This window comes from Duncaniella muris (genome assembly GCF_003024805.1).
Lineage (GTDB): Bacteria > Bacteroidota > Bacteroidia > Bacteroidales > Muribaculaceae > Duncaniella > Duncaniella muris.
Genome location: NZ_PUEC01000014.1, coordinates 61,631 through 74,948 on the forward strand (window position 1 = coordinate 61,631; position 13,318 = coordinate 74,948).

10 protein-coding genes are annotated in these 13,318 nt (G+C 52.6%); 7 read left to right on the top strand and 3 right to left on the bottom strand.

Annotation, left to right across the window (positions count from 1 at the left end; genetic code table 11):
- Window positions 1-3 precede the first annotated feature (3 nt).
- The 3 genes from C5O23_RS07340 to C5O23_RS07350 form a co-directional block, all read right to left on the bottom strand.
- Window positions 4-2,022, bottom strand: coding sequence for a urocanate hydratase (locus C5O23_RS07340; protein WP_107032296.1), 2,019 nt, complete (start codon window positions 2,020-2,022; stop codon window positions 4-6).
- A gap of 51 nt (window positions 2,023-2,073) precedes the next feature.
- Window positions 2,074-3,780: a glutamate formimidoyltransferase gene (gene ftcD / locus C5O23_RS07345; RefSeq protein WP_107032297.1), complete on the bottom strand. Its 1,707-nt coding sequence runs from the start codon at window positions 3,778-3,780 to the stop codon at window positions 2,074-2,076.
- Window positions 3,781-3,921: 141 nt separating this feature from the next.
- Complete coding sequence (locus C5O23_RS07350; RefSeq protein WP_107032298.1) at window positions 3,922-4,410, bottom strand: Lrp/AsnC family transcriptional regulator; 489 nt, start codon at window positions 4,408-4,410, stop codon at window positions 3,922-3,924.
- Window positions 4,411-5,128: 718 nt separating this feature from the next.
- On the opposite strand from C5O23_RS07350, the gene C5O23_RS07355 reads away from it, so the two are divergent.
- From C5O23_RS07355 to carA, 7 genes are all read left to right on the top strand, one after another.
- Entirely contained in the window at window positions 5,129-5,581 is a 453-nt protein-coding gene (locus C5O23_RS07355; protein ID WP_107032299.1) for a GatB/YqeY domain-containing protein, read from the top strand.
- A 33-nt stretch (window positions 5,582-5,614) separates the two neighbouring features.
- Window positions 5,615-6,886: a serine--tRNA ligase gene (gene serS, locus C5O23_RS07360; RefSeq protein WP_107032300.1), complete on the top strand. Its 1,272-nt coding sequence runs from the start codon at window positions 5,615-5,617 to the stop codon at window positions 6,884-6,886.
- A 128-nt stretch (window positions 6,887-7,014) separates the two neighbouring features.
- Entirely contained in the window at window positions 7,015-7,350 is a 336-nt protein-coding gene (gene rbfA, locus C5O23_RS07365; RefSeq protein ID WP_107032301.1) for a 30S ribosome-binding factor RbfA, read from the top strand.
- A gap of 22 nt (window positions 7,351-7,372) precedes the next feature.
- The gene (locus tag C5O23_RS07370) at window positions 7,373-8,602 is read left to right on the top strand and encodes an ABC transporter permease (protein ID WP_107032302.1); all 1,230 of its coding nucleotides are present in this window, start codon (window positions 7,373-7,375) and stop codon (window positions 8,600-8,602) included.
- A gap of 55 nt (window positions 8,603-8,657) precedes the next feature.
- Window positions 8,658-9,749, top strand: a complete 1,092-nt coding sequence (locus C5O23_RS07375) for a mannose-1-phosphate guanylyltransferase (protein WP_107032303.1) — start codon at window positions 8,658-8,660, stop codon at window positions 9,747-9,749.
- Window positions 9,750-9,817: 68 nt separating this feature from the next.
- Window positions 9,818-12,079, top strand: coding sequence for a RelA/SpoT family protein (locus C5O23_RS07380; protein WP_107032304.1), 2,262 nt, complete (start codon window positions 9,818-9,820; stop codon window positions 12,077-12,079).
- Window positions 12,080-12,230: 151 nt separating this feature from the next.
- Entirely contained in the window at window positions 12,231-13,301 is a 1,071-nt protein-coding gene (carA, locus tag C5O23_RS07385; protein ID WP_107032305.1) for a glutamine-hydrolyzing carbamoyl-phosphate synthase small subunit, read from the top strand.
- The last annotated feature ends 17 nt before the right edge of the window (window positions 13,302-13,318 follow it).

Genomic DNA, 13,318 nt, shown 5'->3' on the forward strand with positions numbered 1-13,318 from the left:
TTTTTAGAGTTCACTGAATGCCTGGGCTATGAGGCTGTCATCTGCGATGTTGGGGAGGGTTACTTTCAGCAAGGGGGTGCGTTCCATTTCGCGCTTGATTGCCGAGATAGCACCTTTGTTTCGGGCCCAGCTGCGACGGGCTATGCCGTTGTTGACGTCCCATAGGAGCATTTCGTCAATGTGGCGGCGGGAGTCTTCCGAGCCATCGATCACCATGCCGAATCCTCCGTTGATCACTTCGCCCCAGCCTACACCGCCGCCGTTGTGGATCGAAACCCAGGTGGCTCCGCGGAATGAATCGCCGATGACGTTGTGGACTGCCATGTCGGCTGTGAACTGTGATCCGTCGTAGATATTGGATGTCTCGCGATAAGGAGAGTCGGTGCCTGACACGTCATGATGGTCGCGGCCAAGCACTATGGGGGCCGAGATTTCTCCGCGGGCTATCGCGTCATTGAACGCCTGGGCTATCTTGGTGCGGCCTTCAGAGTCGGCGTAGAGAATGCGGGCCTGTGAACCGACCACGAGTCTGTTTGGTCCGGCTTCGCGGATCCAGTGGATGTTGTCGCGGAGCTGGCCTTTGATCTCTTCAGGGACATCTTTGAGTATCTCTTCGAGTACTTCGGCTGCAATGGCATCGCTCTTGGCGAGGTCTTCGGCTTTGCCTGATGTGCAGACCCAGCGGAATGGTCCGAAGCCATAGTCGAAGAAGCTCGGTCCCATGATGTCCTGGACATATGAGGGGTAGCGGAAGGTGCCGTCGGCTTTCATGATGTCAGCGCCGGCGCGTGATGATTCAAGCAGGAAGGCATTGCCGTAGTCGAAGAAATACATGCCGTTTTCCGTCAGACGGTTGATGGCTGCAACCTGCCTGCGCAATGATTCGCGGACTTTGGATTTGAATTCTTCAGGATTTTCAGCCATCATGGTCTTGGCTTCCTCGAAACTCAGACCTGCCGGGTAGTATCCGCCGGCCCAGGGATTGTGGAGAGAGGTCTGGTCGGAACCGAGGTCAACGCTGACTCCGTCAGCGGCGAGGCGTTCCCAGAGGTCTACCACATTGCCCTGATAGGCGAGCGATACGGCCTCGCGGTTTTTGCGGGCTTCGGCGGTGCGAGTCATGAGATCGTCAAGCGAGGTGTAGACTTCGTCCACCCAGCCCTGGCTGTGGCGGGTCTCTACGGCCTTGGGGTTGACTTCTGCTATGATACTGACAACTCCGGCAATGTTGCCGGCTTTTGGCTGTGCGCCTGACATGCCGCCGAGTCCGGCAGATACGAAAAGCATACCGCCGAGGTCTTGCTCGCCTTCTTTGAGACGTTTGCGCCCGGCGTTGAGCACTGTGATGGTGGTGCCGTGGACAATGCCCTGAGGACCGATGTACATGTAGGAGCCGGCCGTCATCTGGCCGTATTGCGATACGCCCATAGCGTTGAAGCGTTCCCAGTCATCGGGTTTGGAATAGTTGGGGATCACCATGCCGTTTGTGACGATGACGCGCGGAGCGTCGGGGTGGGAGGGGAAAAGACCGAGCGGATGGCCGGAATACATCACCAGTGTCTGCGAGTCGGTCATCTCCGAGAGATATTTCATAGTGAGCAGATACTGTGCCCAGTTCTGGAAAACGGCACCGTTGCCGCCGTAGGTGATCAGTTCGTGGGGATGCTGGGCCACCCGCGGATCGAGATTGTTCTGGATCATCATCATGATCGCGGCGGCCTGACGTGAACGGGCCGGATAATCTTCGATGGGGCGTGCATACATTTCATATGAAGGACGGAAGCGGTACATGTAGATGCGTCCGTAGGTCTCAAGTTCTCCGGCGAATTCGCGGGCCAGTTCGGCATGCAGATGTTCGGGGAAGTAGCGGAGGGCGTTTTTCACGGCCAGCCGTTTTTCAGCCGGCGTGAGTATGTCTTTGCGTCTGGGAGCGTGGTTGACGCTCGTATCATAGGGCTGTGCGGCAGGGAGGCTGTCGGGGATGCCGGCGCCTACGGCAGCACGAAATTCTTCTTTAGTCATGTTGCTGTATGGGGGGTGTATTGTTCGTGGTATTTTCTTTGCGGAGAGGCATCAGTCGGCCGAGAGCACATCATTGACAAGCTCAAGCACTCTAGCTTCAGCTTCCATTGATTTTGCCGCTATTTCGGCGGCGCGGGTGGTTAGACGGGCAGCTTCCTCGCGGTTTTTGAGCGAAGCGGCATTGATGCGGACATTGAGCTGTGCGCCGAGGACAGCCGAACGTGCGGCCAGTGCGCCTACACCGGCATCGCTGACAGATGCGGGATTGCCTGTGCGGGCCATTGATTCAAGAAGCGGGAATGTCTCGGCTGCGGCTTCCATAGTCGACAGCGGAATGCGGGTGGCATAGAGTGTGGCATCCTCGATTGCGGCTGCGCGGGCTGCTTTTTCCTCATCGGTAGACTTGGGCATCTTGAAGGCATCCATTATGCGGTTGAAAGCCTCTGTGTCTTCATTGACAAGATGCAGAAGCCGCTGCATCAGTTCCTGGCCTTTGTCAGCCTGATCGGAGAATTCTTTCCAGCGGTCGTCCCATCCGGCTTTGTGGCTTGAAAGGTTTGCCACCATAGTGCCGAGAGCAGCGGCGAGCGCGCCCATGTAGGCTGAAATGGAGCCTCCGCCGGGAGCGGGAGACTCTGATGCGGTTTCTTCGGCAAATCCGGTGCATGTCAGATCAGTCAGCTTCTTTCCTTCGCCTTTGGGCGCGATGAGATATTCGATCACCTTTTCTTCAGGACGGAAGGGGCTGAGTTCGTCAAGGCCCATTGACTTGACGGCCATGCGTATGATCTCGCTTTCGGCAATGCCTGTGGAGCGCTGCTGCTTGTGGAGGAAGTAGCGTCCGGCTTCAATGAGAGTGCGTTTCGGGACGAGGCCCACGATTTCAGTGCCTGTCACTCGCAGACCGCGTTCGCCGGCTGCGCGGCAGACTTCGTCAAAGGCCACGTGGAGAGGTGTGGTCGAGATGTCGGTGATGTTCATTGACACCTGGGCTATGCCGTATTCGTCAATGAACCATCCGATGGCTTTGGTGGCTTTCAGCGTTCCGGGCTGCATTATGGTATTGCCGTTTTCGTCTTTCAGCGGTTTGCCGTTTGGCTTGCCGCCTTCGCGAACCGGACGGCCTTTTTCACGGACATCGAATGCGATGGCGTTGGCGCGGCGGGTGGAGGTCGTGTTGAGGTTGAAGTTCACGGCTATGAGGAAGTCACGGGCGCCGACGGTTGTGGCACCTGTGCGGGCCGCTTTTTCGTCAAACGGACGATCGCCGAAATCCGGGCCTTTGCCGGGATGGTTCATCTTTTCAGGGAGTGCTTCATATTCGCCTGCGCGACACACTGCCAGATTGCGGCGTTCGGGAGTGAAGGCTGCGGCCTCATAGCAGTAGGTCGGTATTTCGAGTTCATCAGCTATGCGCTTGGCGAGTTTGCGTGAAAGCTCGGCGCATTCTTCGAGGCTTATGCCGGAAATGGGGATGAGGGGGCAGACATCGGTTGCACCCATGCGCGGATGTGCACCGTGGTGGTTGCGCATGTCGATCAGCTCGGCAGCGCGTCTGACGCCTCTGAATGCGGCTTCGACTACGGCTTCAGGCTCTCCTACGAAAGTGACTACCGTGCGGTTGGTGGCTTCTCCGGGATCTACATCGAGAAGGCTTATGCCTTTGACACTTTCTATGGCATCGGTAATTGACTTGATGACGGTCTTGTCACGTCCCTCGCTGAAATTGGGGACACATTCGATAATTCGTGTTTCCATGGAAATGGTTAAGTATTTTGGTGGTTTTTAAGGTTGCAAGGAGGAGATGTGCAAATGTAGTGATTTAGTTAGAATATTCCATAGAATAATATCCCAAAATTCGGTGTCCGGACACTATGTTTTATTCTGTGTTTTCCGGAATTATCCGTTGATCAATCCGTTGAGGGGGAGTTCGCGGGTGCTTTTCACTTCATCAAGCACAAAGCAGCTGTTGAGCGAGCCTATGCAGTCGAGGTCACCGAGTATGCGCAGCAGAAAGTCCTGATAGGCATGCATGTTGCGTGTGTAGATTTTCAGCAGGAAATCATAATCACCTGAGATATTGTAGCATTCGGCAATTTCAGGAATGTTTTTGACGGCTTTCATTATGCGCAGTGCGTTTTCCTGGGTGTGCTGTTTCATCTTGAGGTAGCAGAATGCCACGAATCCGCAGTCGATTTTCTCCGCGTCGAGCACTGCTACGTAGCGTTTGATGTATCCGTCACGTTCGAGGCGTTTGACGCGTTCGAAGGTAGGGGTGGGTGAGAGATGTATGGCAGCTGCAAGCTCCTTGTTGGTGAGGCGGCAGTCATGCTGCAGACAGTCAAGTATGTGGAGATCTGTCTTGTCGAGTGATAGTGTCTGGCTCATAGTTGCAGTAATGGAAGTGGAAAAATATTCTGTTTGAAACGTGAAATTGTTGTGCTTGTAGGTATTTTCACCTTATATTGCTTGCTAAATTAGATATATTTTCTGTATTTTACAAATATGTTGGAAAAATATTTCAGGTGGCGTAAATTTGCGCAGTTGTTGGCGTTATTCAGCCGTTATGCGGCCATAGAAATTCGCATGATGGCATAGGCGTTCTGCAATACTGAATAGAATAATGAAAACAGAATACTTTACCTTGGCGGGCAGGCATTTGAATAAGTATGAGAATTTTGATGTTTTTTCAAAGGGAACCGCTCATTGCGCATCCTTAATTTAGCATGTTATTTCAATTATTCCAATTTTACACTTAACATATCATTAAGCCTGAATTAATCGACATACTCGCACACATCGGTCGTCAGAGATCGTGAGACTCTCGTCGGTTACGGTCGTGTAAAACAAATGATCGGTTCCCTTTTTTTGCTGTCCCGGCCATTCGGATATGATAACCTCTAAGTCTCGCATCGCAGACATATTGCTGCGGAGTTGCTTTATTGGGGTATAATTCCATGTATCTAAAAAATCCGTATCATATGAATTTGGATGTCGTTTAAATGCGAGACTTCCTTGCCGATTTTGAAAAATGGCAGGGAAGTTGCGTTGTTTAATCAAATTTCTGTGTAACTTTGTAGCTCTAAAAAAGTAATAAGAAAAAGATATGGATTTGTTTGACAAGATCTCAGCCGACATAAAGAGTGCGATGCTTGCCCGCGAAAAGGTGCGTCTGGAGACTCTCCGAGGAATAAAAAAGGAATTTCTTGAAGCCAAGACCGCCAAAGGAGGCGACGGATCGCTCTCAGACGAGCAGGCAACCAAAATTCTGGCAAAGATGGCCAAGCAGCGCCGCGAGACAGCCCAGATATATGACGAACAGAACCGCATCGACCTTCGTGACAACGAACTGGCCGAAGCCGCAGTCATAGAGGAATATCTCCCCAAACAGCTGACTGATGAGGAACTCACAGCCGAACTGAAAAAGATAATCGCCGAAACCGGCGCTGTCTCGGCAAAGGAAATGGGCAAAGTCATGGGCGTGGCCTCGAAAACACTGGCCGGACGCGCCGACGGAAAAGTGATCTCCGCGAAAGTCAGAGAACTCCTCAACAATTGAAAATAAAGTATTTCACCATACATTACAGCAAAGATGCTTACCCTTCAGCAGATCAAAGAGGATCCCGAACGCATTATCGCGCGCCTCGCCGTCAAAGGATTTGACGGAAAACAGGGAGTCAACGATGTTATTGATTTCGATGACGAGCGCCGCTCTCTCCAATATCAGAACGACACTCTGGCAGCCGAACTGAAAAAGTATGCCGATTCGATCGGCCGTCTGATGAAAGAAGGCCGTCGCGACGAGGCTGACGAGGCCAAGAAAAAGGTAGCGGAAATCAAAGCCACACAGAAAGAAGTGGCCGACCGTCTGGCCGTGACAGAGAATGCCATCCGTGACATTCTGCTCGGTATGCCGAATATCCCTTGCGATGCAGTGCCTGAAGGCAAGACCGCAGAGGACAATGTGGTGGAGAAGACCGGTGGCCCGATGCCCGAACTTCCTGCCGATGCGCTCCCTCACTGGGAACTCGCCAAGAAGTACAATATCATCAACTTCGATCTCGGAGTCAAGATCACAGGCCCCGGCTTCCCCGTGTATATCGGCAAGGGCGCGCGTCTGCAGCGAGCTCTCATTCAGTTCTTCCTTGACCGTGCCGGCGATGCCGGATATCTTGAAATCCAGCCGCCCTACGTGGTGAACGAGGCCTCCGGCTACGGAACAGGGCAGCTGCCCGACAAGGAAGGCCAGATGTATTTCATCAACGAAGACAAACTCTACATGATTCCGACCGCCGAGGTGCCGGTGACCAATATCTATCGCGATGTCATCATCCCCGGCGAAGAGCTTCCGAAGAAAAACTGTGCCTACTCGGCATGTTTCCGTCGCGAGGCAGGGTCCTACGGCAAGGATGTCCGCGGTCTCAACCGTCTGCATCAGTTCGACAAGGTAGAGATTGTCCGCATCGAGAAGCCAGAAAACTCTTATGCGGCTCTTGAAGAGATGAAAGACCATGTGCAGGGACTGCTTGAGTCACTCGGTCTGCCCTGGCACATACTCCGTCTCTGCGGCGGCGACATGAGCTTCACCTCTGCCATCACATTTGACTTTGAAGTCTATTCGGCAGCCCAGGGCCGCTGGCTTGAGGTTTCGTCGGTATCCAATTTCGAGACATATCAGGCAAACCGTCTCAAGTGCCGCTACCGTGGGGAAGACAAGAAAACCCATCTCTGCCATACGCTCAACGGTTCGGCACTCGCCCTTCCGCGCATCATGGCAGCCATCCTTGAAAACAACCAGACACCTCAGGGCATAGTTATCCCCGAATGTCTGCGCAAATACACCGGATTCGATATCATCGACTAAGCCGCCGTCAGGCGCAGTCAATCCTGTCAGATACACTGAATTGACCGCATCTCCCGAAGGATGAGAGGTGCGGTCAATTCAAACATTGAGGCCCGGCAGGTGTTTTAAAGAAATAAAATGAATTTGTTATGGAATCAACACGTCAAGCAAAAATATCACGTCTCCTTCAGAAGGAACTGAGTGAAATCTTCCGTCAGCAGACAGCCAAGACTCACGGCACACTCGTGTCGGTGAGCATAGTGCGTGTCTCGCCGGATCTCAGTGTCGCCAAAGCCTATCTGTCGATTTTTCCATCGGAAAAATCGCAGGAGCTGCTTGAAAGCATACGCGAAAGCGCCAAGACAATCCGTTATGAACTCGCGCAGCGTGTCCGCTTCCAGTTGCGAAAATGTCCGGAACTTTCGTTCTATCTTGACGATTCTCTGGATTATATCGACAACATCGACAAACTTCTGACCAAGTAGACAAACTTCTTACCCAACCCGGATGCCCGCTCTCAGGATTGCCATACGCTATCTTCTGGCCCGCAAAAGCCACACTGCCGTCAACGTCATCTCCTATATCTCGATGGCGGGGATTGCTGTGGCTGCAATGGCGATGATATGCGTGCTCTCCGTATTCAACGGGTTTTCCGATCTTGCATCCGAAAGGCTTTCACTCGTGGATCCTGACATAAGGATCTCGCGGGCTGACGGACGCATGATCTCTGATGCCGATTCGCTTGCCGGAGCTGTCAGACAGACTGCCGGAGTGACCGCAGTGATGCCTGTGCTCCGAGCCCAGGCTCTGGCTGTCTATGGTGATGTGCAGACACCGGTCAATATAGTCGGAGTGCCCGGAGACTATTGCGCAGTGTCAGAGATCGGTTCGCTTGTGATAGACGGCGAGATGGATATGTCAGATGACAGGCTTTTGCCTTGTGCGCTTCTCAGCGTAGGCACAGCCATGCAGCTCGGAGCACGGCCATCGACCGAACATCTGATGTGTCTGACCGTTCCACGGCGCATAGGGCGCATCAATCCGGCCTTTCCGATGGCGGCGTTCTGCACAGACACTCTTCTGGTCAGTGGAGTGTATCAGACAAATCAGGCCGAGCTTGACAATGACATGCTTTTCGTGCCTCTTGCGTCAGCCCGCAGGCTTTTGGACTATTCGGCAGAGGCTTCCTCGCTTGATGTTGGGATTGATCCATCGGCCGATGCCGCAGACGTGGTTGACAGAGTTGCAGTCTCCCTCGGCCCTGACTACGTGGTGGCCGATCGCCTGCGCCAGCAGTCTCATTCGTTCCGTATGATCTCGATTGAAAAGTGGATCACCTTTCTCATGCTTGTGTTCGTGCTTCTCATGGCGTCGTTCAACATACTGTCGTCACTCTCCATGCTCATCATAGAGAAAGAGGAGAGTCTGCGGATTCTCAGTTCGCTCGGTGCTCCGCTGTCGATGCTGCGCCGGATTTTTCTCTGTCAGGGTGTACTCGTGGCAGTGGCCGGCGGCGCGGTAGGCATTCTGACGGGCATGATCCTCTGCCTGCTGCAGCAGCATTTCGGGCTGATAACGCTTGGCGGAGACCATTCACAGATGTCAATAGTAACATATCCCTGCAATCTTCGTCTCGGAGATGTGCTTGTCACCTCGGCTGTCGTGCTGGTCATGGGACTTCTTTCGGGTTTCATATCGTCACGCGGAGTCAGGTCCGGCACTCTTCGGATGGCTTAGCGAAAAAAATATATATTATACATTTAAATAAAATAGAACCCCATTCTTCATCACTATGGCAACTCAGAACTCACATCGGTATTGTGTAATAATGTGTGGCGGCATCGGAAGCCGATTCTGGCCTTATTCCCGTGAGAACTGCCCCAAACAGTTTATAGATTTTCTCGGCACCGGACGTTCGCTCCTTCAGATGTCATATGACCGCATTCTGCCTATCGTCCCGAAAGAAAACATTCTCGTTGTAACAAATGAAAAATATGCGCCGCTGATCCGCGAGCAGCTTCCGGATCTGCTGCCTGAAAATATATTGCTGGAACCTGCGCGCCGCAACACTGCTCCGTGCATCGCCTGGGCTGCTTTCCATATCGCGGCCATTGACCCGGCAGCCTCTATGATCGTGACTCCGAGTGACCATCTGATCACCCGTGAAAATATCTTCGAAGACTGCGTCAGACGCGGATTCGAGTTTGTAGAGAAAAATGACGCTCTTCTGACTCTCGGCATCACACCGGTCCGCCCGGAGACCGGCTACGGTTACATCCAGGTAGGGCAGGAGGCTGAACCAGGCATTCTGAAAGTGAAGACTTTCACAGAGAAACCCAATCTCGAACTGGCCAAAGTCTTCCTTGAGACAGGTGAATTCTTCTGGAATTCCGGCATCTTCCTTTGGCGCGCGTCAACCATAATAGACGCTCTGCGCAAGCATGATTCTGATCTGACGGTCCGTTTCGACCGCGGAGCCTCAGACTTCGGCACCCCCCGTGAGGAAGCCTTCATACGAGAGAATTTCGCATCATTCCCTGCCAACTCGATTGACTATGCGGTTATGGAGAAGGCTGACAATGTATATGTGGAATGTGTCAACTTCGGATGGAACGATCTCGGCACATGGAGCGCCCTTCATGACAACTCGCCCAAGAACGAGCAGAACAACGTGGCCCAGAACTGCAAAGTGCTCGCCTATGACAGCACCGGCAATATTTTCGCAGTCCGTGATTCTGAAAAACTTGTAGTGGCCCACGGTCTTAAAGACTATATCGTGGCCGATGCCGGAGATGTGCTCCTGATCTGCCCGAAGTCAGAAGAACAGCGCATCAAACAGATGGTCAACGATGTGAAAATTGCCTATCTCGACAAATATCTCTGATAGCGGTCTTCATCCAGCCGATCATTTTATCCACAACAAACACTTGCTTAAACTCTCCAGTCTGAACCATGCAGGAATATAATCTCACTCCCGAAGAAGAAGAGCGCTACGTCGAAGCGCAGTTCCGAGATCTTCTTGACGGTTATCTCGCAAGTAACCATCGCAAGAAAGTCGACATAATAGAGCGGGCCTTCCGTTTTGCCAAAGAGGCCCACAAAGGAGTGCGTCGTCGATCAGGCGAGCCTTATATTCTCCACCCGATAGCCGTGGCCAAGATAGCCTCTCAGGAAATCGGTCTGGGCTCTACCTCGATCTGCGCGGCATTGCTGCATGATGTGGTGGAAGACACTGAGTATCGGGTCGAGGATATCGAGCAGCATTTTGGACGTAAGATTGCCCGCATCGTAGAGGGGCTCACCAAGATCTCAGGCGGAATTTTCGGCGACAAAGCTTCGGCCCAGGCCGAAAATTTCCGCAAGCTTCTGCTCACAATGAGCGAGGACATCCGAGTGGTGCTCATAAAGATGGCTGACCGTCTGCACAACATGCGCACCCTCGGCTCAATGGCACCCAACAAGCAATATAAGATTGCCGGGGAGACCTTATATATATATGCGCCGCTTGCCCACCGTCTGGGCCTCTTCGCCATAAAGACCGAACTGGAGGATCTGAGTTTCAAATATGAGCATCCGGCGGAATACGATCGCATCTCCGGACTGATACGCCAGAGCGAGGCCGGACGAGAGATGGTCTATAACGATTTTGCCAGCCCGATTCTGAAACGTCTTGATGCTATGGGGCTCAGTTATGAGGCCAAGGCCCGTCTGAAATCAGTCTACTCGATCTGGCGCAAGATGGACACCAAGCATATTCCCTTCGAGGAAGTCTATGACCTTTACGCCATGCGTATTATATTCGATACGCCTGAGGGAGTGTCGGAGAAAGAGATGTGCTATCGCATCTATGTGGCACTGACAGACCTCTATCGGCCGCACCCGGAGCGCACCCGTGACTGGATCGCCAATCCCAAAGCCAACGGCTATCAGGCTCTTCACGTCACCCTAATGGGGCCTGACGGCAACTGGATCGAAGTGCAGATACGCAGCCGGCGCATGGACGAAATTGCCGAGAAGGGCTTTGCCGCTCACTGGAAATACAAGATCGGCGAGCATGAAGAGGAGAGCGAACTTAATGTCTGGCTCAAAACAATCAAAGACATTCTCGATGATCCGACACCGAGTGCAATAGACTTTCTTGACACTCTTAAACTCAATCTTTTCGCTACCGAGATAGTGGTCTTTACGCCCAAGGGCGAACTGCTGACTCTTCCGGCCGGAGCAACGGTGCTTGACGTCGCCTTCTCGCTTCACTCCGAGCTTGGAATGCACTGCATAGCAGGAAAAGTCAATCACAAACTTGTGCCTCTTTCCCAGAAACTCAACTCCGGCGACCAAGTCGAGGTGCTTACCTCGCAGTCACAGAAGCCCAAAGAGGAGTGGATGAACTTTCTGATGTCGGCGAAGGCCAAGACTCGTCTGCGCAAGGAGCTGAGGAAAGTCCAGCAGCCATATATAGAAAAAGGCAAGGAGATATTTGACGACTTCCTTGTCCAGAATGACATCATTCTGAACAACAGTGTCATGACCAAGATTCTTGGAACCTATCATGTGCAGTCGCGCGAGGAACTATTCCTAAAACTCGGAAACGGAGAGATTTCGATTGACGACTATCTGAACGTCAACACCTCGCGTGGTGCCAGATCGCTTGTGAGCCGTCTGTTCAGGCTCGGTTTCGGCGGTGACAAGAAAGCCGACCGCGCGCGCAAGCTGCTTGCGGCTGCAGATGTTCCAGAAAAAGAATCGGGAAAAGCCAAAATCAACACAAAGGAGACCTATGTGCTTAAATTCAATGAAAAAGAACGTAACTTCTCCTTTGCCGACTGCTGTCGCCCGATACCCGGTGATGAGGTGATGGGCTTTATCAACGATGACGGCGAAGTCGAGGTCCACGCACTGACCTGCCCGCGCGCCCAGGTGCTGAAAGCAAGTTTCGGGCCGCGTATCGTAGCCACCCGCTGGGACAAAGTGGCCGGACACTTCCTCGCAAACATAAGGATAGAAGGCATTGACCGCCACGGAATTCTGCAGGAACTGACCGGCATGATCTCTACCGCGCTCAATATCGACATCAGGCGTCTCAACATCGAAGCGGAAAAAGAAGTGTTCAACTGCGATCTCGGAGTTCTCGTCAGTGACACGCTGGCTGTCGAGGAACTCTGCAAGAGAGTGTTGAAAATACAGGGAGTCCGCAAAGCCGACCGCGTCCGGTGAGAAATCACCATCCTGACAGTGAAAAGAGTTTGTAAAAAGAGCTGAAATTTGCAATAAATCTTCAGCTCCCACTGATAATGTGCTAAAAAAATCGTAACTTTGCAGACGGGTTACAGTGCACCCCGAAGTAACTACATAATTCATCCACCCCATGCGACAGTTTAAGCGCGCCGTCCTGATTCTTGAAGACGGCACAACCTTTGAGGGGAAATCCTTCGGCTATGAGGCTTCGACCTCCGGTGAAGTTGTGTTTAACACCGCTATGACCGGTTATCCGGAGAGTCTGACCGACCCCTCCTACGAAGGACAGATCCTCGTGACCACTTATCCGATTCTCGGTAACTACGGCGTTCCCCCGCGTCGGGAGAGAGACGACGTCAGTGAATATTACGAAAGTGATCATATCCATTGCCGCGCCATTGTGGCCCAGGATTATTCCTATGATCATTCCCACTGGCAGGCCGACCGTTCGTTGGCTCAATGGCTCAAGGAGGAAAAAATTCCCGGTATATACGGCATCGACACCCGTCAGCTGACCAAGCATCTCCGTGAACACGGCTCAATGCTCGGCAAGATTGTGATTGACGGATGTGACGATGTCGATTTTTATGACCCTAACCGTGAAAATCTTGTAGGTAAGGTCAGCTGCCGTGAGGTGGAATATCACGGCGCTGGTGAAAAGACCGTGGTTCTGGTTGACTGCGGTGTCAAGCACAACATCATCCGCTGTCTGACACGCCGAGGAGTGAAAGTGGTCAGAGTGCCCTGGAATTACGATTTTACAACCATTCCTTATGACGGCCTTTTCATCTCCAACGGTCCCGGCAATCCGGATATGGCAGAGGAAACCGTAGGCCTCATCCGCAAGGCTATGGAAATCGGCAAGCCGATCTGCGGCATCTGCATGGGTAACCAGCTGCTCTCAAAAGCCGCAGGCGCTAAAATATATAAACTGAAATACGGCCACCGCAGTCACAACCAGCCGGTGCGCCGCGTCGGCTCGAACCAATGTTTCATCACATCTCAGAACCACGGTTTCGCTGTCGACAACGAAACTCTGCCCGCCGACTGGGAACCGCTCTTCATCAACATGAACGATGGCACCAATGAAGGCATCCGCCACAAGACCAAGCCATTCTTCTCGGCTCAGTTCCACCCGGAAGCAAGTTCAGGACCGAAAGACACAGAGTTTCTGTTTGACGAATTCATCAACCTGCTCTAAGCATCCCCTCATTTATT

Excerpts from the sequence above, each read along its gene's own strand:
- C5O23_RS07340 (WP_107032296.1), bottom strand. The coding sequence starts at position 2,022 with ATGACTAAAGAAGAATTTCGTGCTGCCGTAGGCGCCGGCATCCCCGAC.
- ftcD (WP_107032297.1), bottom strand. The coding sequence starts at position 3,780 with ATGGAAACACGAATTATCGAATGTGTCCCCAATTTCAGCGAGGGACGT.
- C5O23_RS07350 (WP_107032298.1), bottom strand. The coding sequence starts at position 4,410 with ATGAGCCAGACACTATCACTCGACAAGACAGATCTCCACATACTTGAC.
- C5O23_RS07355 (WP_107032299.1), top strand. The coding sequence starts at position 5,129 with ATGGATTTGTTTGACAAGATCTCAGCCGACATAAAGAGTGCGATGCTT.
- serS (WP_107032300.1), top strand. The coding sequence starts at position 5,615 with ATGCTTACCCTTCAGCAGATCAAAGAGGATCCCGAACGCATTATCGCG.
- rbfA (WP_107032301.1), top strand. The coding sequence starts at position 7,015 with ATGGAATCAACACGTCAAGCAAAAATATCACGTCTCCTTCAGAAGGAA.
- C5O23_RS07370 (WP_107032302.1), top strand. The coding sequence starts at position 7,373 with ATGCCCGCTCTCAGGATTGCCATACGCTATCTTCTGGCCCGCAAAAGC.
- C5O23_RS07375 (WP_107032303.1), top strand. The coding sequence starts at position 8,658 with ATGGCAACTCAGAACTCACATCGGTATTGTGTAATAATGTGTGGCGGC.
- C5O23_RS07380 (WP_107032304.1), top strand. The coding sequence starts at position 9,818 with ATGCAGGAATATAATCTCACTCCCGAAGAAGAAGAGCGCTACGTCGAA.
- carA (WP_107032305.1), top strand. The coding sequence starts at position 12,231 with ATGCGACAGTTTAAGCGCGCCGTCCTGATTCTTGAAGACGGCACAACC.